Origin of the sequence: Serratia sp. NGAS9, assembly GCF_009905295.1 — a bacterium.
GTDB classification, from domain to species: domain Bacteria; phylum Pseudomonadota; class Gammaproteobacteria; order Enterobacterales; family Enterobacteriaceae; genus Serratia; species Serratia bockelmannii.
Map to the genome: position 1 here is coordinate 1,735,620 of NZ_CP047605.1, position 18,899 is coordinate 1,754,518.

15 protein-coding genes are annotated in these 18,899 nt (G+C 58.2%); 10 read left to right on the top strand and 5 right to left on the bottom strand.

The window, feature by feature from the left end; all coding sequences use genetic code 11:
• The first annotated feature begins 67 nt into the window (after window positions 1-67).
• The 3 genes from lolA (at window position 68) to serS (ending at window position 3,435) form a co-directional block, all read left to right on the top strand.
• Entirely contained in the window at window positions 68-679 is a 612-nt protein-coding gene (gene lolA, locus GUC32_RS08380) for an outer membrane lipoprotein chaperone LolA (RefSeq protein WP_004928303.1), read from the top strand.
• A 67-nt stretch (window positions 680-746) separates the two neighbouring features.
• Window positions 747-2,033, top strand: coding sequence for a replication-associated recombination protein A (locus tag GUC32_RS08385; protein ID WP_049208098.1), 1,287 nt, complete (start codon window positions 747-749; stop codon window positions 2,031-2,033).
• A 109-nt stretch (window positions 2,034-2,142) separates the two neighbouring features.
• A complete protein-coding gene (gene serS, locus GUC32_RS08390) occupies window positions 2,143-3,435 on the top strand; it encodes a serine--tRNA ligase (RefSeq protein ID WP_025302270.1) in 1,293 nt (430 codons plus the stop codon).
• 51 nt (window positions 3,436-3,486) lie between these two features.
• On the opposite strand, the gene GUC32_RS08395 is transcribed toward serS, so the two are convergent.
• The gene (locus GUC32_RS08395) at window positions 3,487-3,852 is read right to left on the bottom strand and encodes a DUF1801 domain-containing protein (RefSeq protein ID WP_025302271.1); all 366 of its coding nucleotides are present in this window, start codon (window positions 3,850-3,852) and stop codon (window positions 3,487-3,489) included.
• A 163-nt stretch (window positions 3,853-4,015) separates the two neighbouring features.
• On the opposite strand from GUC32_RS08395, the gene GUC32_RS08400 reads away from it, so the two are divergent.
• Complete coding sequence (locus GUC32_RS08400; protein WP_004928291.1) at window positions 4,016-5,167, top strand: MFS transporter; 1,152 nt, start codon at window positions 4,016-4,018, stop codon at window positions 5,165-5,167.
• A 49-nt stretch (window positions 5,168-5,216) separates the two neighbouring features.
• On the opposite strand, the gene pflA is transcribed toward GUC32_RS08400, so the two are convergent.
• From pflA to ycaO, 4 genes are all read right to left on the bottom strand, one after another.
• Window positions 5,217-5,957: a pyruvate formate lyase 1-activating protein gene (gene pflA / locus GUC32_RS08405; RefSeq protein WP_016928325.1), complete on the bottom strand. Its 741-nt coding sequence runs from the start codon at window positions 5,955-5,957 to the stop codon at window positions 5,217-5,219.
• 280 nt (window positions 5,958-6,237) lie between these two features.
• The gene (gene pflB, locus GUC32_RS08410; RefSeq protein ID WP_049208015.1) at window positions 6,238-8,520 is read right to left on the bottom strand and encodes a formate C-acetyltransferase; all 2,283 of its coding nucleotides are present in this window, start codon (window positions 8,518-8,520) and stop codon (window positions 6,238-6,240) included.
• Window positions 8,521-8,574: 54 nt separating this feature from the next.
• Window positions 8,575-9,435 (bottom strand): formate transporter FocA, encoded by an 861-nt coding sequence (gene focA, locus GUC32_RS08415; RefSeq protein WP_019454548.1) that lies wholly within the window; start codon window positions 9,433-9,435, stop codon window positions 8,575-8,577.
• 460 nt (window positions 9,436-9,895) lie between these two features.
• Window positions 9,896-11,659 carry a 30S ribosomal protein S12 methylthiotransferase accessory factor YcaO gene (ycaO, locus tag GUC32_RS08420; RefSeq protein ID WP_043137692.1) on the bottom strand — a complete coding sequence of 588 codons (1,764 nt, stop codon included), beginning with the start codon at window positions 11,657-11,659 and terminating at the stop codon, window positions 9,896-9,898.
• 148 nt (window positions 11,660-11,807) lie between these two features.
• Between ycaO and ansB the strand changes: the two genes are divergently transcribed.
• The 6 genes from ansB to ihfB all read left to right on the top strand — a co-directional run bounded on the left by ansB (window position 11,808) and on the right by ihfB (window position 18,800).
• On the top strand, window positions 11,808-12,854 hold the full coding sequence (gene ansB / locus GUC32_RS08425; RefSeq protein ID WP_043137688.1) for an L-asparaginase 2: 1,047 nt from the start codon (window positions 11,808-11,810) through the stop codon (window positions 12,852-12,854).
• A 302-nt stretch (window positions 12,855-13,156) separates the two neighbouring features.
• The gene (gene serC / locus GUC32_RS08430) at window positions 13,157-14,242 is read left to right on the top strand and encodes a 3-phosphoserine/phosphohydroxythreonine transaminase (RefSeq protein ID WP_033633446.1); all 1,086 of its coding nucleotides are present in this window, start codon (window positions 13,157-13,159) and stop codon (window positions 14,240-14,242) included.
• A 114-nt stretch (window positions 14,243-14,356) separates the two neighbouring features.
• On the top strand, window positions 14,357-15,643 hold the full coding sequence (gene aroA, locus GUC32_RS08435; protein ID WP_369435679.1) for a 3-phosphoshikimate 1-carboxyvinyltransferase: 1,287 nt from the start codon (window positions 14,357-14,359) through the stop codon (window positions 15,641-15,643).
• Window positions 15,644-15,905: 262 nt separating this feature from the next.
• Entirely contained in the window at window positions 15,906-16,595 is a 690-nt protein-coding gene (gene cmk / locus GUC32_RS08440; protein ID WP_028127992.1) for a (d)CMP kinase, read from the top strand.
• A gap of 184 nt (window positions 16,596-16,779) precedes the next feature.
• Window positions 16,780-18,453, top strand: a complete 1,674-nt coding sequence (gene rpsA / locus GUC32_RS08445; protein ID WP_004928267.1) for a 30S ribosomal protein S1 — start codon at window positions 16,780-16,782, stop codon at window positions 18,451-18,453.
• Between the two features lie 62 nt (window positions 18,454-18,515).
• Complete coding sequence (gene ihfB, locus GUC32_RS08450) at window positions 18,516-18,800, top strand: integration host factor subunit beta (RefSeq protein WP_004928264.1); 285 nt, start codon at window positions 18,516-18,518, stop codon at window positions 18,798-18,800.
• The last annotated feature ends 99 nt before the right edge of the window (window positions 18,801-18,899 follow it).

Below are 18,899 nucleotides of genomic sequence, written 5' to 3' on the forward strand. Positions count from 1 at the left end.
GTAAAGGGTTGATTGACCCGCACGGCGTCGCCCTGCGGTTAACGCATTTCATAAGGTATCTGGAATAATGAAAAAACTGTTAGTTGCCTGCTGTCTGCTTTCGGGATTCGCTTCTACCTCCGTGCTGGCCGATGCTGCACAGGATCTACAAAGTCGCCTGGCGAAGGTGAACAGTTTCCACGCCAGCTTCTCGCAAACCGTGACCAGCGCTGAAGGCGCCGCGGTGCAACAGGGTGAAGGCGAGCTGTGGGTGAAGCGGCCGAACCTGTTCAACTGGCACATGACGTCACCCGATGAGAGCGTGCTGGTTTCCGATGGCCAGACCCTGTGGTTCTACAACCCGTTCGTCGAGCAGGTGACGGCGACCTGGCTGAAGAACGCCACCGGCAATACGCCGTTTATGCTGATCACCCGCAATAACGCCAGCGACTGGAAGCAGTACAACGTGAAGCAAAAGGGCGATGATTTCGAATTGACGCCAAAATCCGCCAGCGGCAACCTGAAGCAATTCGCCATCAGCGTGACCAACAGCGGCACCATCCGCAGCTTTGCCGCGGTGGAGCAGGACGGTCAGCGCAGTTCCTACACGCTGAAAAGCCAGCAGAACGTTGCCGCCGATCCGGCCAAATTCAAATTTACCCCGCCGAAGGGGGTGACGCTGGACGACCAGCGCCAGTGAGGTGCAAGTGAGTAATAATCTGTCGCTCGATTTTTCCCAGAATGAGTTCCAGCCGCTGGCCGCGCGTATGCGCCCGACCACGCTGGCGCAGTATATCGGCCAGCAGCATCTGCTGGCCGCCGGCAAGCCGCTGCCGCGCGCCATCGAGGCCGGGCAGCTGCACTCGATGATTTTATGGGGGCCGCCGGGCACCGGGAAGACGACGCTGGCAGAGCTGATCGGCCGTTACGGTCAGGCGGATGTCGAACGGATCTCCGCCGTGACCTCCGGTATCAAGGAGATCCGCGAGGCGATCGAGCGGGCGCGGCAAAATCGCGACGCCGGCCGCCGCACTATCCTGTTCGTCGACGAAGTGCACCGTTTCAATAAGAGCCAGCAGGACGCTTTCCTGCCGCACATCGAAGACGGCACCATCACCTTTATCGGCGCCACCACCGAAAACCCGTCGTTCGAACTGAACTCGGCGCTGTTGTCCCGCGCCCGCGTTTACCTGTTGAAGGCGCTGACCGCCGAAGATATCGGCCAGGTGCTGGATCAGGCGATGAGCGACAAGGCGCGCGGCTTTGGCAATCAGAACGTCGAGTTGCCGGCGGAAACGCGCCGCCTGCTGTCCGAGCTGGTGGGCGGCGATGCGCGCCGGGCGCTGAACAGCCTGGAAATGATGGCGGACATGGCGGAGATCGATGCCAAAGGCGTGCGGGTGCTGACGCCGGAGCTGCTGAAAGAGGTTTCAGGCGAGCGCAGCGCGCGCTTCGACAACAAGGGCGACCGTTATTACGACCTGATTTCCGCGCTGCATAAATCAGTGCGCGGTTCGGCGCCGGACGCCGCGCTGTACTGGTATGCGCGCATTATTACCGCCGGCGGCGATCCGCTCTATGTGGCGCGCCGTCTGTTGGCGATTGCCTCTGAAGACGTGGGCAACGCCGATCCGCGCGGCATGCAGGTGGCGATCGCCGCCTGGGATTGTTTCACCCGCGTGGGGCCGGCAGAGGGCGAGCGCGCCATCGCGCAGGCGATTGTTTACCTGGCCTGCGCGCCGAAGAGCAACGCGGTTTACACCGCGTTCAAGGCCGCCATGCGCGACGCCAAAGAGCAGGCCGATTATGACGTGCCGGAGCACCTGCGCAACGCGCCGACCAAGCTGATGAAGGAGATGGGGCTGGGGGCGGAGTACCGTTACGCCCACGACGAACCCAACGCCTACGCCGCCGGCGAGAACTATTTCCCGCCCGAAATGGCCAAGACACGCTACTATCAACCGACCTCGCGTGGGCTTGAAGGGAAAATCGGCGAAAAGTTGGCATGGCTGGCTGAGCAGGATCAAAATAGCCCGACAAAACGCTACCGCTAGCGAGGCCGTTGCGGTAAGGTTAGCGGGTATCACTCTTCTTTTATGCGGCTATAAATCAGCCGCATAGAACAACAACACTTCTTTCAATAACAACAAGCACAGGATTAGCATGCTCGATCCCAATCTGCTGCGTAATGAGCTAGACGCAGTCGCCGTCAAACTGGCTCGCCGAGGCTTTAAACTCGATCTGGATCTGCTGCGTTCGCAGGAAGAACGCCGCAAAGTTCTGCAGGTAGAAACTGAAACGCTGCAAGCGGAACGCAACTCCCGATCGAAATCCATCGGCGCAGCCAAAGCGCGTGGGGAAGACATCGAGCCGCTGCGTCGCGAAGTGAACGAGCTGGGTGACAAGCTGGATGCCGCCAAGGCAGAGCTGGACACGCTGCAGAGCGAGATCCGCGATTACGCCTTGACGCTGCCTAACCTGCCGGACGACGCCGTGCCGGATGGTAAAGACGACAGTGAAAACCTGGAAGTCACCCGCTGGGGCGAACCGCGCCAGTACGACTTCGCGGTGCGCGATCACGTCGATCTGGGCGAAATGGCCGGCGGGCTGGATTTTGCCGCCGCGGTTAAGCTGACCGGTTCGCGCTTCGTGGTCATGAAGGGGCAAATCGCCCGCATGCACCGCGCGCTGTCCCAGTTCATGCTGGATCTGCACACCGAGCAGCACGGCTACCTGGAGGCCTACGTGCCTTACCTGGTCAACCACGCCACGCTGTACGGTACCGGCCAACTGCCGAAGTTCGGCGAAGACCTGTTCCATACCCGTCCGCTGGAAGAAGAAGCCGACAGCAGCAACTACGCGCTGATCCCAACGGCGGAAGTGCCGCTGACCAACCTGGTGCGCGACGAGATCGTCGAAGAGGAAACTCTGCCGCTGAAGATGACCGCGCACACGCCATGCTTCCGTGCGGAAGCCGGTTCTTACGGCCGTGACACCCGCGGTTTGATCCGCATGCACCAGTTCGACAAGGTCGAAATGGTGCAGATCGTCCGTCCGGAAGATTCGATGGATGCCCTGGAAGAGCTGACCGGCCATGCGGAAAAAGTGCTGCAGCTGCTGAACCTGCCTTACCGCAAGGTGCTGCTGTGCACCGGCGACATGGGCTTCGGCGCCTGCAAGACCTACGATCTGGAAGTGTGGCTGCCGGCGCAGAACACCTACCGCGAGATCTCGTCCTGCTCCAACATGTGGGACTTCCAGGCGCGCCGCATGCAGGCTCGCTGCCGCAGCAAGGCCGACAAGAAGCCGCGTCTGGTCCACACGCTGAACGGTTCCGGCCTGGCGGTCGGCCGTACGCTGGTGGCGGTGCTGGAAAACTACCAGCAGGCCGACGGTCGCATTCAGGTGCCTGAAGTGTTGCGTCCTTATATGGGCGGCCTGGAATATATCGGCTAAACGGCAAACCACGAAAAAAGCGCCTGCGGGCGCTTTTTTTATGTCGAGAATTCAGCCCGTCGCCAGCGCATAAGCCTGTTGAATGTAGTCCGCCAGATGCTTGCTTTTCACCTCGTCGGGCGAGTGGAGCTTGATGTGCCGCCGATACTGGCCGCTGCCTTCGAGCTGGTGATAACGATCTTCCAATCGGTAGCCGTGGCCGAACTCCACCGTGACGTGGTGGCGATAGGCGAAAACGCCGCAGAAAAATTGGCTATGCGAGAACATGATGCCGCCGTATTTGACCGATTCGGTTACGCCGTTGCCGCTCGCCGCAGCAATCCGCCGCACCTGCTGCATAATGGCCAGCAGGTCACCTTGCGTGCTGCCGATGTCCGCCAGCAGGGCCTCTACCGCCGCATCATTTGCCTGACTCATCTTGCTTCTCCGTCGTCAAATTCGCTCTGCGCTGAGCATAGCGCTTTTTCAGCCGGTTAGCCGGAAACAAATCGTGCGGTGGAATGATAAGAGGCGATTGACTTTTTTATCGCCAGTGGCATGATGCGCGCACTCTCATTGCGCGTTCGGTCACAATTTCACTATGTCCGCATACTCCCGCCCAGTGCTCCTATTGCTCTGCGGCCTTTTGCTGCTCACGGTATCCATTGCCGTTTTGAATACGTTAGTGCCGCTTTGGTTAACCCATGCTCAGCTGTCAACCTGGCAGGTGGGAATGGTCAGCTCCTCTTATTTCAGCGGTAACCTGTTGGGCACGTTGGTGGCGGGCAAACTGATCCAGCGCGTCGGCTTCACCCGCAGCTATCATCTCTCTTGTTTGCTGTTCGCCGCCGCGACCGCCGGCATGGTGCTGTCGATCGATTTCTGGAGCTGGCTGGGCTGGCGCTTCTTCGCCGGCGTCGGTTGCGCCTGGATCTGGGTGATCGTGGAGAGCGCGCTTTTGCGCAGCGGCAATTTGAGCAACCGCGGCCAGCTGCTGGCGGCCTATATGATTGTCTATTACCTCGGTACGGTGACCGGCCAATTACTGTTGAGCATGACCTCGACCGAATTGCTGCATGTGGTGCCGTGGGTGACCGCGATCGTGATCAGCGCCATGTTGCCGATGTTGTTCGCGCGGGTAAACCGCCATGAAGACGAGCCGCAGCAGGCGGCGGTATGGACAATGTTGAGACGCCGCAGCGCGCGCCTGGGCATCAACGGCTGCATCATCTCCGGCATTGTGCTCGGTTCGCTGTATGGCCTGATGCCGCTGTATCTCTCTCATCAGGGCATGAGCGACGCTAACGTCGGTTACTGGATGGCGCTGTTGGTCAGCTCCGGCATCGTCGGCCAATGGCCGGTCGGGCGCCTGGCCGATCGTTACGGGCGCCTGCTGGTGCTGCGCATTCAGGTGTTCGTGGTGATCCTCGCCAGCGTGGCGATGCTCGGCAACTACGCCATGGCGCCTTCGCTGTTCATCCTCGGCTGCGCCGGCTTTACCCTGTATCCGGTGGCGATGTCCTGGGCCTGCGAGAAGGCGCTGCCGCACGAACTGGTGGCGATGAACCAGGCGCTGTTGATGAGTTACACCATCGGCAGCCTGCTGGGCCCGTCGATGACGGCGCTGCTGATGCAAAACTACTCCGACCGTGTGCTGTTCGTGATGATCGCCGCCGTAGCGCTGGTTTACCTGCTGATGCTGCTGAAAAAGCAGAAGCCGGATCACCACCACACGCCGTTCGCCGCCGCCTGAGCATAAAAAAACCGGCCATGAGCCGGTTTTTTCTTTTGGCGTGCGCCAATCAGTAAATCACTTTGTGACCGTAGCTTTCCAGGATGCCTTTGACGCGATCCATGGTCTCGGCCTTCGGCGGATGTACGCCGTCCAGTTTGTACTCTTCCCCCATCGCTATCCATTTATGCTTGCCCAGTTCGTGGTAGGGCAGCAGCTCGATTTTCTCGATGTTGGTCATGTCCTTGGTGAACTCGCCCAGCAGGTGTGCCGATTTGTCATCATCTGACCAGCCCGGCACCACCACGTAACGGATCCAGGTGCGTTGGTTACGTTTCGCCAGGTAGCGGGCGAATTCCAACGTGCGGTGGTTGGAGACGCCGACCAGATTCTGGTGGATATCGTCGTTCATCTGTTTCAGATCCAGCATCACCAGATCGGTGGTGTCCAGCAGCTCGTCGATCACCGGATCGTAGCGGCGCACGAAGCCATTGGTGTCCAGGCAGGTATTGATGCCTTCGGCATGGCAGGCGCGGAACCAGTCGCGCACGAATTCAGCCTGCAGGATCGCCTCGCCGCCGGACGCGGTGACGCCGCCACCGGAAGCGTTCATGAAGTGGCGGTAGGCCACCGCGTCTTTCATCAGCTCTTCGACGGTCACTTCTTTGCCGCCGTGGGTGTCCCAGGTGTCGCGGTTATGACAATAGAGGCAGCGCATCAGGCAGCCCTGGAAGAAGACGATAAAGCGGATCCCGGGCCCATCGACGGTGCCGCAGGATTCGAAGGAGTGGATGCGACCAGTTACTGACATTGCGGGGTTTTCTCCAATATTGACTGTCAAACGCAGTCTAAAAATAGGCGCGTGGCCGCCGGCCAGGTATCTGCGATGCAGCAGCGGGTGGAGCCGCCACCGGGGGTAATGATGCCTGTCGGCCGGTCAGTTGCCGGATAACTGTTTTGCCGGCTATCCATTCAGTATAGATGTCCGGCAAAACAGACTCGCACAGAGTCAGGGGAGAGCGGTGGGAGAAAAGGGCCGGCAGAACCGGCCCTGACGTTGGCACCGGGCGGTTTCCCGCCCGGTTGGCGTATTACATCGTTTGAGTGAAGGTACGAGTAATGACGTCCTGCTGTTGCTCTTTGGTCAGCGAGTTGAAGCGCACGGCGTAACCGGAGACGCGGATGGTCAGCTGAGGGTATTTCTCAGGGTTTTCCATCGCGTCCAGCAGCATTTCGCGGTTCATTACGTTGACGTTCAGGTGCTGACCGCCTTCGATGGAGGCTTCATGATGGAAGTAACCATCCATCAGGCCCGCCAGGTTGGCTTTCCGCACGTCGTCGTCTTTACCCAGCGCGTTAGGCACGATGGAGAAGGTGTAGGAGATCCCGTCTTTCGCGTAGGCAAACGGCAGTTTGGCTACCGAGGTCAGGGAGGCTACTGCGCCTTTCTGATCGCGGCCGTGCATCGGGTTGGCACCTGGGCCGAACGGTGCGCCTGCGCGGCGGCCATCCGGGGTGTTACCGGTTTTCTTGCCGTACACCACGTTGGAGGTGATGGTCAGTACGGACTGGGTCGGTACCGCGTTGCGATAGGTGCGCAGTTTCTGAATTTTCTTCATGAAACGTTCCACCAGGTCACAGGCGATGTCATCGACGCGTGCGTCGTTGTTACCGAACTGCGGATACTCGCCTTCCACTTTGAAGTCGATAGCCAAGCCGTCTTCGTCGCGAATGGTGGTGACTTTCGCGTACTTGATGGCGGACAGGGAGTCGGCCGCAACGGACAGACCGGCGATGCCGCAAGCCATGGTGCGATAAACGTCACGGTCATGTAACGCCATCAGCGCAGCTTCGTAGCTGTACTTGTCGTGCATGTAGTGAATGATGTTCAGCGCGGTCACGTACTGCTTGGCCAGCCAATCCATAAAGTGGTCCATGCGGGCCATGACTTTGTCATAGTCCAGCACTTCGTCCATCATCGGCGCTTCTTTCGGGCCGACCTGCATTTTCAGTTTTTCGTCAACGCCGCCGTTGATGGCGTACAGCATGGTTTTCGCCAGGTTAGCGCGGGCGCCGAAGAACTGCATTTGCTTGCCGACGATCATCGGGCTGACGCAACAGGCGATGGCGTAGTCATCGTTGTTGAAGTCAGGACGCATCAGGTCGTCGTTTTCGTACTGTACGGAAGATGTGTCGATGGACACTTTCGCCGCGAATTTCTTGAAGTTCAGCGGCAGCTTCTCAGACCACAGGATGGTCATGTTCGGCTCCGGAGACGGCCCCATGGTGTAAAGGGTGTTCAGGAAGCGGAAGCTGTTTTTGGTGACCAGGGTACGGCCGTCGACGCCCATACCGGCCAGGGATTCAGTCGCCCAGATTGGGTCGCCGGAGAACAGCTCATCGTACTCAGGGGTACGCAGGAAGCGCACCATACGCAGTTTCATCACCAAGTGGTCGATCAGTTCCTGCGCTTGCTCTTCGGTCAGTTTGCCCGCCTTGATGTCGCGCTCGATGAACACGTCGAGGAAGGTGGATACGCGGCCGAAGGACATGGCGGCGCCGTTCTGGGATTTCACCGCGGCCAGGTAGCCGAAGTAGGTCCACTGCACCGCTTCTTGCGCGTTAGTGGCCGGGCCGGAGATGTCGTAACCGTATTTGGCGGCCATCTCTTTGATCTGAGCCAGAGCGCGGTGCTGTTCAGCAATCTCTTCACGCAGCTGGATGGTCATTTCCAGATCTTCGCCGTTTTCCAGTTTTTCCTGCAGCGATTTGAACTGGTTCAGTTTGTCGGCCATCAGGAAGTCGATACCGTACAGCGCCACGCGGCGGTAGTCGCCGATGATGCGGCCGCGGCCGTAGGCATCTGGCAGACCGGTCAGCACGCCGGATTTACGGCAATTCAGGATGTCTTTGGTGTAAACGTCGAATACGCCCTGGTTGTGGGTTTTACGGTATTCGGTGAACACTTTTTTCAGCTGCGGATCCAGTTCGCGGCCGTACACTTTGCACGAACCTTCGACCATTTTGATGCCGCCGAACGGGATCAGCGCGCGTTTCAGAGGCGCGTCGGTCTGCAGACCTACGATGGTTTCCAGCTCTTTGGCGATGTAACCCGCGTCGTGAGAAGTGATGGTTGCAGCAACGTTGGTGTCGAAATCAACCGGCGCGTGAGTGCGGTTTTCCAGTTTGATCCCTTCCATAACCTTGTCCCACAAGGTGGTGGTGGCTTGAGTTGCGCCAGCCAGGAAGGATTCGTCACCTTCATAAGGCGTGTAGTTTTTCTGGATGAAGTCACGAACGTTGACTTCATTCTGCCAGTCACCCTTGCTGAAACCTTCCCAAGCGTTGGCTAATTTCTCGTTAAGTTCGGTCATTGTACACCTACCTTTGATTGTGGATTTCTAACTCTGCACGCGGTAACTCACAGCTTAGTGCTGTTCGCGACCCCCGCGCAGATAAATTACCCAGTAAGTCAACCCAACCAACAGGCCGCCGCCGATGATGTTGCCGATGGTGACCGGAATCAGGTTGTCGATGATGAAGTTGCTTACTGTCAGATGAGCGAATTGCTCAGGTACCGCCCCTACGGCTTGCCAGAACTCCGGCGTGGCGAAGTGTTTGACCACGATGCCCATAGGGATCATAAACATGTTGGCGATGCTGTGTTCGAAGCCGCTGGCGACAAACATACCGACCGGCAGCACCATGGCGAGCATCTTGTCGGTCAGGGTACGGCCGGAGTAGCTCATCCAGACCGCCAGGCAGACCATCAGGTTAGCCAGAATGCCGAGGCAGACGGCTTCGATAAAGGTGTGATGCAGCTTGTGGTCTGCGGTTTGCAGAACATTCAGGCCCCACTGGCCGTTGGCGACCATATACTCGCCGGAGAACCAGATCAGCGCCACGAAGAACAGCGCGCCGACCAGGTTGCCGAGATAAACGTTCAGCCAGTTGGCGCCCAGTTGGCCCCAGCTGATGCGGCCGCTGGCCTTGGCGATGACGATAAGTACGGTAGAGGTGAACAGGTCGGCGCCCGATACCACCACCAGCATTAACCCGAGAGAGAAGCAGATGCCGCCGACCAGTTTCGCCAGCCCGAAAGGCACGCCGGCGGTGCCGGTGGTCGCCGTGATGTAGAAAACGAAGGCGATGGAAATGAAGACACCGGCGGTGATCGCCAAATAAAACGTTTTCAGCGGATGTTTGGTGGCTTTATACACGCCGGCATCTTCAGCGATTTTCGCCGTTGCCGCAGGTAAAATCAGATCGAATGGGCTGTCAGTTTTCAAACTAACTCTCGCTCTTAAGGGTTAAAACAACGCAATGAGATACTAGCAAAGCAGTATAGGGGAAAATTTGATTTGGATCATAAGGCGGGGAAGTAGAGCGCCAAAAAGGCATGTTTTCTGTGTGGTTTTTATGGTTAATTTATTGAATTTAAACAAAAAACAATTTTTTAATGTTTGCAATTTTTTTTGAATCCACCCGATGTGCCGAGGGTGTCAAAGTTAAATTTTTAGGCGTTTTGTCGCCGTTCGTCGCTGAAAGTTTAATTATCGGTTAATTATTATTTCACCGTCCGGCAACAATCGCCGGTTTATTTATTCTTATGCTCGTTTAACCGCCTATTTTCCTGCGGGAAAATAAAACAGAATGCGTTGAAATAAACCGCAAAATGAAAACGCCGCAGCGGAGTGCGGCGTTTGACCGGGGAGGGTACCCCAAAAGTGGCGGTACCCCCAATGGCGATTAGGCCTTGGCCCAGTGACGGCGCTTGGCCGCCTGCAGCTTCTCGTAGGCCGCCAGCAGCGCCTGATGGGCCGGCAGCGCCTTCAGATCGGCATCGACGGCGAACAGCCCGTTGAAGCGCTCTTCACCGCTGATGGCGGCCGAGGCCGCGTCCACCGCTTCCTGGCCGTACATTTTCACGAACGCGGTGTAGTATTGCGCCGCTTCGCGCTCAGGCTCCTGCGCCAGCAGCAGCAGCGTTTGCAGGCAACGGTAGTAGTTGCTGCGCGCCGGGCTCAGCACCGAGGCGTTGAAGTCCTGCGTCCATTCGGTCCAAATCAGCGCCTGATCCAGATCGCCGCCCGCCAGCGCCAGCATCGACTTCAGCTCGCCCACGCGCAGGGTATGCCAGGCGTTGTCTTTGCCGCTGGCAATACCCAGCAGTTCGCGTACGCGAGTGAAATCGTCCAGCCCTTCATCGTCCAACTGCTCGATCAGCGCCAGGTATTCTTCCGGCTCCCACTCGCTGCCCGGCAGCGCCAGCAGCGTATCGCGCAGGTGCGCGCCCATGCTGTTGTTGGCCAGCAGCAGGTCTTCTGCCGGATAGATATCGGACATGCCCGGCACGATGATGCGGCAAGCGTAGACGCCCAGGTGCTCGTAGTCGGCGATGTACACTTCCGCGTCTTCTTTGTCGAAGATGCTCATCAGGGTGGCGAACTCTTCCTGCGTGCTGCCGCTGAAGCTCCAGTCAACGAACGGATAGTCCGCATCCTGCTTGAACAGATCCCAGGAGATCAGGCCGCTGGAGTCGATGAAGTGCGTTTCCAGGTTGGTGTGTTCCGCCACTTCTTCGTCATCGAAGGTCGGTGCGGTGAACACGTCGAGATCTTTCAGGCTGCGGCCCTGCAGCAGCTCGGTTACCGTGCGCTCCAGCGCCACGCCGAAGTCCGGGTGCGCGCCGAACGAGGCGAAGCAGGTGCCGTTGGTCGGGTTGAACAGCACCACGCAGATTACCGGGTAGTTGCCGCCCAGCGAGGCATCATAGGAGAGGATCGGGAAACCTTCCTCTTCCAGTTTGGCGATGGCTTCCACCACGCCCGGATAGCGATTCAGCACTTCGTCCGGGATCGCCGGCAGGCTGATGGATTCGGCGATGATGCGGTTTTTCACATAGCGCTCGAACACTTCCGACAGGCCCTGCACCCGCGCTTCGTTGGCGGTGTTGCCGGCGGACATGCCGTTGGAAACATACAGGTTGCCGATGATATTCATCGGGATGTACACGGTTTGCTGGTCGGACTGACGGGTAAACGGCAGCGCACACACGCCGCGATCGGCGTTACCGGATTGCAGATCGACAAGATCGCTGGCGCTCAGCTCTTGTTGCGGATCGTAGAAGGCGTGCAGACGCTCGTCGAGGATGCCGGCCGGTAGCGTATCGTCCGCCGGGATCGGGAACCATTTCTCATTCGGGTAGTGCACGAAGTCGCCTTCGGCGATCTGCTTGCCCAGATAGAAATCGGCGAAGAAGTAGTTGGTGGACAGGCGCTCGAAATATTCACCCAGCGCAGAGGCCAGCGCGGCTTTTTTGCTGGCGCCTTTGCCGTTGGTGAAGCACAGCGGGCAATCGCGATCGCGAATGTGCACCGACCACACGTGCGGCACTGGATTCAGCCAGGAGGCTTCTTCGATGTTGAAACCGAGGTCGCTCAGTTTCTGCTGGAAACGGGCGATGGAGTCTTCCAGAGCGGCGTCTTTACCGGGGATAAAAGTTTGCGTCATTGTCTTCACTTTTTGCGCGTACTAAAAACGCGCAATGATACGGGGTTTTACGCTGGAGCTCCACGTATTCCTAAAGCGGTGGCAAAGTCACAGTTTTTTTAAGGATAAAGGCCATAATTCAGCGAGTTATCTGTCACGGAGAAATCTAATGAAATCAGTGAAACTCAGCGTGTTAACCCTCTTGTTGACCGGCGTCAGCGCCTCGGCGCTGGCGCTGCCCAACATCACCCTGCTGGCGACAGGCGGCACCATCGCCGGTGGCGGCGATTCGGCGACGAAATCTAACTATACCGCGGGCAAGCTGGGTGTCGAGGCGCTGGTCGATGCGGTGCCGGCGCTGAAAGATATCGCCAACGTGCAGGGGGAGCAGGTGGTGAACATCGGCTCGCAGGACATGAACGATCAGGTCTGGCTGACGCTGGTGAAGAAAATTGACGCCGACTGCGGCAAAACCGACGGCTTCGTCATCACCCACGGCACCGATACGCTGGAAGAGACGGCCTATTTCCTCGATCTGACGGTGAAGTGCGACAAGCCGGTGGTGCTTGTCGGGGCGATGCGGCCGGCGACGGCGATGAGCGCCGATGGCCCGTTCAACCTGTATAATGCGGTGGTGACGGCGGCAGATCCGCAATCGGCCAACCGCGGGGTGCTGGTGGCGATGAACGACACCGTGCTGGACGCGCGCGACGTCACCAAGACCAATACCACCGCCGTGCAGACCTTCCAGTCGCCGAACTTTGGCCCGCTCGGGTATATCCACAACGGCAAGGTCGATTACCAGCGCTCACCGCAGCGCAAGCATACCCGTGATACGCCGTTCGACGTCAGCAAGCTGAACGAACTGCCGAAGGTCGGTATCGTCTACAACTACGCCAACGCCTCCGATGCGCCGGTCAAGGCGCTGATCGCCGAAGGGTACCAGGGCATCGTCAGCGCCGGGGTCGGCAACGGCAACCTGTATAAAACGGTGTTCGACACACTGGCGACGGCGGCACACAACGGCGTGGCGGTGGTGCGTTCTTCGCGCGTACCGACCGGCGCCACTACCGAAGATGCGGAAGTGGACGACGCCAAGTACGGCTTCGTGGCCGCCGGCACGCTGAATCCGCAAAAAGCGCGCATTTTGCTGCAGCTCGCGCTGACGCAAGCCAAAGACGCGAAGCAAATCCAGCAGATGTTCAATCAGTACTGATCGTTTTCTCTCCTGCGGGGGCCGACCGGGTTCCCGCAGCCATCTCGGCTGAATACAGCATAAAGCACCGCGTTAACCCGCTGAATTTCCCCATGTCGCAGGGTTTTATCGTCCAAACAATCGCGATGGCCGCAGAGCCTGTCATCACCCGGCGCGACCGTTTGCCGCCGGCGGGCGAATAAGCGTTGCAGCCATGGGGCGTGAGTGATAAAACCGATGGGTTGGTTAACGCGAGCGTTAACTTCGGGCATCTTTTCGACAGGTCGCTTTTCTGCGGCGAACAGTGAATGTGGTGAGGGGAAATGACTCAGGTTTATAATTTTAGCTCTGGCCCGGCGATGCTGCCGGTGGAAGTGTTGCGTCGTGCGGAACAGGAACTGTGCAACTGGCACGGCCTGGGCACGTCAGTGATGGAGATCAGTCACCGCAGCAAAGAATTCATCGCCGTTGCCGAGCAGGCGGAACAGGATCTGCGCGATCTGCTGAAAGTCCCCTCCAACTATAAGGTGCTGTTTTGCCACGGCGGCGCCCGCGCACAATTTGCCGCTCTGCCGCTGAACCTGCTGGGCGACAAGGCTACCGCCGACTATATCGACGGCGGCTATTGGGCGCACAGCGCCATCAAGGAAGCGGAAAAGTATTGCGCTCCCAACGTCATCGACGTGAAAACCCGCATCGACGGCCTGAGCGGCATCAAGCCGATGAAAGAGTGGCAACTCAGCGCCGACGCGGCTTATGTGCACTATTGCCCGAATGAGACCATCGACGGCGTGGCCATCGATGAAACGCCGGACTTCGGCGACAAAGTGGTGATCGGCGATTACTCCTCGACCATCCTGTCCCGCCCGCTCGACGTCAGCCGCTTCGGCGTGATTTACGCCGGCGCGCAGAAAAATATCGGCCCGGCCGGCCTGACGCTGGTGATCGTGCGTGACGATCTGCTGGGCAAGGCGCGCAAAGAAGTGCCGTCGATCCTCGACTACACCGTGCTGGCCGAGAACGATTCGATGTTCAACACCCCGCCGACCTTCGCCTGGTACCTGTCCGGGCTGGTGTTCAAATGGCTGAAAGAGCAGGGCGGCCTGGTGGAGATGCAAAAACGCAATCAGGCCAAGGCCGAGCTGCTGTACGCGACCATCGATAAATCCGACTTCTACCGCAGCCAGGTGGCCATCGCCAACCGCTCGTGGATGAACGTGCCGTTCCAACTGGCCGATGCGGCGCTGGACAAAGTGTTCCTCAGCGAAGCCGAGGCCATCGGCCTGCAGGCGCTGAAAGGCCACCGGGTAGTTGGCGGCATGCGCGCTTCTATTTACAATGCGATGCCGCTGGCCGGCGTGCAGGCGCTGACCGACTTCATGGCCGACTTCGAACGTCGTCACGGTTGATTCCGTCAGCCCGCCAGGCGCGGGCTGCCTCAGGCTGTTGTCCTTTTGCATTAAAGCGGCTCCGGCATTATTCCGGAGCCGTTTCGTTTATCAGAATTGGAGAGTTTTGTTCACATGGTGGATTCCCTGACGTTACAACCGGTCGCCCTGGTCAATGGCACCGTCAACTTACCCGGCTCGAAGAGCGTTTCTAACCGCGCTCTGCTGCTGGCGGCGCTGGCGAAAGGCACGACCCGGCTGACTAACCTGCTGGACAGCGACGACGTGCGTCATATGCTGAACGCGTTGCAGGCGTTGGGTGTGGACTATCAACTTTCCGCCGATCGTACCGTGTGCGAAGTGACCGGCGTGGCCGGGCCGCTGGTGGCCGACCAGCCGCTGGAACTGTTCCTCGGCAACGCCGGCACCGCGATGCGCCCATTGGCGGCGGCGCTGTGCCTCGGCGAAGGCGACGTGGTGCTGACCGGGGAACCCCGCATGAAAGAACGTCCGATCGGCCATTTGGTGGACGCGTTGCGCCAGGGCGGGGCGCAGATTGATTACCTCGAACAGACCGATTATCCGCCGATTCGCCTGCGCGGCGGCTTCCAGGGCGGCGACGTCACCGTTGACGGCAGCGTCTCCAGCCAGTTCCTGACCGCGTTGCTGATGACCGCGCCGCTGGCGCCGCAGGATACGCAGATCCACATCAAGGGCGAGTTGGTTTCCAAGCCGTACATCGACATCACGCTGCATCTGATGCGTGCCTTCGGGGTATCGGTGAGCCACGACAACTACCGGGTGTTCCATATCCAGGGGCGCCAGAGGTATATCGCGCCGGGCGATTACCTGGTTGAGGGCGACGCTTCTTCCGCCTCCTACTTCCTGGCGGCGGCGGCGATCAAAGGCGGCACCGTGCGCGTGACCGGCATCGGCCGCAAAAGCGTGCAGGGCGACACCAAGTTCGCCGATGTGCTGGAGAAAATGGGCGCGCGCATCACCTGGGGCGACGATTTCATCGAGTGCAGCCGCGGTGAACTGCGCGGCATCGACATGGACATGAACCACATTCCGGACGCGGCGATGACTATCGCCACCGCGGCGTTGTTCGCCGAGGGACCGACCACCATCCGCAATATCTACAACTGGCGGGTGAAGGAGACCGATCGTCTGGCGGCGATGGCCACCGAGCTGCGTAAAGTGGGGGCGGAAGTGGACGAGGGTGAGGACTACATTCACGTCGTGCCGCCGGCCAAACTGCAGTTCGCCGAGATCGGTACCTATAACGATCACCGCATGGCGATGTGCTTCTCGCTGGTGGCGTTGTCGGATACCCCGGTCACCATTCTCGATCCGAAATGCACCGCGAAAACCTTCCCGGATTATTTCGAACAGTTGGCGCGCATCAGCCAGCCGGCGTAGTAACCCGTAAAATCGTTTATTTTAAGGCCCCTTTGTGGGCCTTTATCGTTTTTAACCTTCGGCGACCGGCGTTTCTTCTATACTTTTTCGCGGTTGTGCGCTTATTTTCAACAACCGGACAGTTCCAGGGTAACAGATTGCCGTAGGGCAGCGTATAATACGCCACCGTATTTGCCCCTGATTGGGCAGGTGGCAGAGCACACGGGCTTCGAGTCGAAGCGCGCCGTGTCTCTGTGAGGTTTTCTACCTGAAGGAGAGAGAAATGACGGCTACAGCCCCGGTGATAACCGTTGATGGACCAAGTGGCGCAGGCAAAGGCACGCTGTGTAAAGCGTTGGCCGAGTCCCTTGGTTGGCGTTTGCTGGATTCTGGCGCGATCTATCGCGTGCTGGCGCTGGCTGCGTTGCATCATCAGGTGGATATCACTTCTGAGGAAGCGCTGGTTCCGCTGGCCGCACATCTCGATGTTCGCTTCGTTGCCCAGGACGGCAAGCTGCAGGTGATTTTGGAAGGTGAGGACGTCAGCAACGAGATCCGCACCGAAACCGTTGGCAACACCGCGTCGCAAGCGGCGGCGTTTCCGCGCGTGCGCGAGGCGCTGTTGCGCCGCCAGCGCGCGTTTCGCGAGGCGCCCGGCCTGATTGCCGATGGCCGCGACATGGGCACGGTGGTGTTCCCGGACGCGCCGGTCAAGATTTTCCTCGACGCCAGCTCGGAGGAGCGCGCGCACCGCCGCATGCTGCAGTTGCAGGAGAAGGGCTTTAATGTTAACTTTGAACGTCTTTTAGCCGAGATAAAGGAACGGGACGACCGTGACCGTAATCGGCCTATCGCGCCTCTGGTGCCTGCTTCTGACGCCCTCGTGCTGGATTCTACCAGCATGTCGATCGAAGAAGTGATCCAGCAGGCGTTGACGTATGCACAGAAAGTGTTGGCGTTGCCGCAGCAATAAGCGCGGCGGCGCTATTGGCTTTTTGTCATATTTGTCATAGCGGTATCGCAATATATCGGGTAAAATTTTACCCCTGTAACCTTAAACCCTGTCGGCATGGAGCCAATGGCGGGGTATGTGAAACAACCCCATTCGGCGGGACGCTAAATGGACGTTAAACTAAAGAACCCTGAAGATTAACAACATGACTGAATCTTTCGCTCAACTCTTTGAAGAATCCTTAAAAGAAATCGAAACCCGCCCGGGTTCCATCGTTCGTGGCGTCGTTGTTGCTATCGACAAAGATATCGTACTGGTTGACGCCGGTCTGAAATCTGAGTCTGCCATCCCGGCTGAGCAATTCAAAAACGCCCAGGGCGAGCTGGAAATCCAGGTTGGTGACGAAGTTGACGTTGCTCTGGATGCTGTTGAAGACGGCTTCGGTGAAACCCTGCTGTCCCGTGAGAAAGCTAAGCGTCACGAAGCTTGGATCACGCTGGAAAAAGCCTACGAAGAAGCTGAGACTGTAACCGGTGTTATCAACGGCAAAGTGAAGGGTGGCTTCACCGTCGAGCTGAACGGCATCCGCGCGTTCCTGCCAGGTTCCCTGGTTGACGTGCGTCCGGTACGTGACACTCTGCACCTGGAAGGCAAAGAGCTTGAGTTCAAAGTCATCAAGCTGGATCAGAAGCGCAACAACGTTGTCGTTTCTCGCCGTGCGGTTATCGAATCCGAGAACAGCGCTGAGCGCGATCAACTGCTGGAAAACCTGCAGGAAGGCATGGAAGTCAAAGGTATCGTTAAGAACCTCACTGACTACGGTGCATTCGTTGATCTGGGCGGCGTAGACGGCCTGCTGCACATCACTGACATGGCTTGGAAACGCGTTAAGCACCCAAGCGAAATCGTCAACGTTGGCGATGAAATCACTGTTAAAGTGCTGAAGTTCGACCGCGAGCGTACTCGTGTCTCCCTGGGCCTGAAACAGCTGGGCGAAGATCCATGGGTTGCTATCGCGAAACGTTACCCAGAAGGCACCAAGCTGACTGGTCGTGTAACCAACCTGACTGATTACGGCTGCTTCGTAGAAATCGAAGAAGGCGTTGAAGGTCTGGTACACGTTTCTGAAATGGATTGGACCAACAAAAACATCCATCCGTCCAAAGTTGTTAACGTGGGCGACGTAGTGGAAGTGATGGTTCTGGACATCGATGAAGAACGTCGTCGTATCTCCCTGGGCCTGAAGCAGTGCAAATCCAACCCATGGCAGCAGTTCGCAGAGACCCACAACAAGGGCGACCGCGTTGAAGGTAAAATCAAGTCTATCACTGACTTCGGTATCTTCATCGGCCTGGACGGCGGCATCGACGGCCTGGTTCACCTGTCTGACATCTCCTGGAACGTTGCAGGCGAAGAAGCAGTACGTGAATACAAGAAAGGCGACGAAATCGCTGCGGTTGTTCTGCAAGTTGACGCAGAGCGCGAGCGTATCTCCCTGGGCGTGAAGCAGCTGGCTGAAGACCCGTTCAATAACTACCTGTCTATGAACAAGAAAGGTGCTATTGTTACTGGTAAAGTCACTGCAGTTGACGCCAAAGGTGCTACAGTTGAATTGGCAGGCGGCGTAGAAGGTTACCTGCGTGCATCTGAAGCCTCTCGCGACCGCATTGAAGATGCAACTCTGGTTCTGAACGTAGGTGACGAAGTTGAAGCTAAATTCACCGGCGTTGACCGTAAGAACCGCGTTGTAAGCCTGTCCGTACGTGCTAAGGACGAAGCTGACGAGAAAGACGCCATCGCAACTGTTAACAACAAACAGGAAGAAGGCAACTTCTCTAACGCAATGGCTGAAGCTTTCAAAGCGGCTAAAGGCGAGTAATGACGGGGGGCGGTTTCTGACCGCCCCGATACGGTAGTTTAGCTGCAAAGCTTGGAGGTACTATGACCAAGTCTGAACTTATTGAAAGACTTGCTGGCCAGCAATCTCATATTCCGGCGAAGGCCGTTGAGGATGCAGTGAAAGAGATGCTTGAGCACATGGCCGCTACGCTGGCCGAGGGCGAACGCATTGAGATCCGCGGATTCGGCAGTTTTTCTCTTCACTACCGTGCCCCGCGTGTAGGTCGCAACCCGAAAACCGGTGACAAAGTTGAGCTGGACGGCAAGTACGTTCCTCACTTCAAACCAGGTAAAGAGTTGCGTGACCGCGCCAATATCTATGGCTAGTCGCTGACTGCTCATAGCGTTGTTGCTTGAAAAGAATATAAAACGGTGCCTTTAAGGCGCCGTTTTTTTTCGCCTGCGGTTCTCCCTGCTCCGCTTAGG

Excerpts from the sequence above, each read along its gene's own strand:
- lolA (WP_004928303.1), top strand. The coding sequence starts at position 68 with ATGAAAAAACTGTTAGTTGCCTGCTGTCTGCTTTCGGGATTCGCTTCT.
- GUC32_RS08400 (WP_004928291.1), top strand. The coding sequence starts at position 4,016 with ATGTCCGCATACTCCCGCCCAGTGCTCCTATTGCTCTGCGGCCTTTTG.
- ycaO (WP_043137692.1), bottom strand. The coding sequence starts at position 11,659 with ATGACGCAAACTTTTATCCCCGGTAAAGACGCCGCTCTGGAAGACTCC.
- aroA (WP_369435679.1), top strand. The coding sequence starts at position 14,357 with ATGGTGGATTCCCTGACGTTACAACCGGTCGCCCTGGTCAATGGCACC.
- serC (WP_033633446.1), top strand. The coding sequence starts at position 13,157 with ATGACTCAGGTTTATAATTTTAGCTCTGGCCCGGCGATGCTGCCGGTG.
- pflA (WP_016928325.1), bottom strand. The coding sequence starts at position 5,957 with ATGTCAGTAACTGGTCGCATCCACTCCTTCGAATCCTGCGGCACCGTC.
- rpsA (WP_004928267.1), top strand. The coding sequence starts at position 16,780 with ATGACTGAATCTTTCGCTCAACTCTTTGAAGAATCCTTAAAAGAAATC.
- GUC32_RS08385 (WP_049208098.1), top strand. The coding sequence starts at position 747 with ATGCGCCCGACCACGCTGGCGCAGTATATCGGCCAGCAGCATCTGCTG.
- GUC32_RS08395 (WP_025302271.1), bottom strand. The coding sequence starts at position 3,852 with ATGAGTCAGGCAAATGATGCGGCGGTAGAGGCCCTGCTGGCGGACATC.
- ansB (WP_043137688.1), top strand. The coding sequence starts at position 11,808 with ATGAAATCAGTGAAACTCAGCGTGTTAACCCTCTTGTTGACCGGCGTC.
- ihfB (WP_004928264.1), top strand. The coding sequence starts at position 18,516 with ATGACCAAGTCTGAACTTATTGAAAGACTTGCTGGCCAGCAATCTCAT.
- serS (WP_025302270.1), top strand. The coding sequence starts at position 2,143 with ATGCTCGATCCCAATCTGCTGCGTAATGAGCTAGACGCAGTCGCCGTC.
- cmk (WP_028127992.1), top strand. The coding sequence starts at position 15,906 with ATGACGGCTACAGCCCCGGTGATAACCGTTGATGGACCAAGTGGCGCA.
- pflB (WP_049208015.1), bottom strand. The coding sequence starts at position 8,520 with ATGACCGAACTTAACGAGAAATTAGCCAACGCTTGGGAAGGTTTCAGC.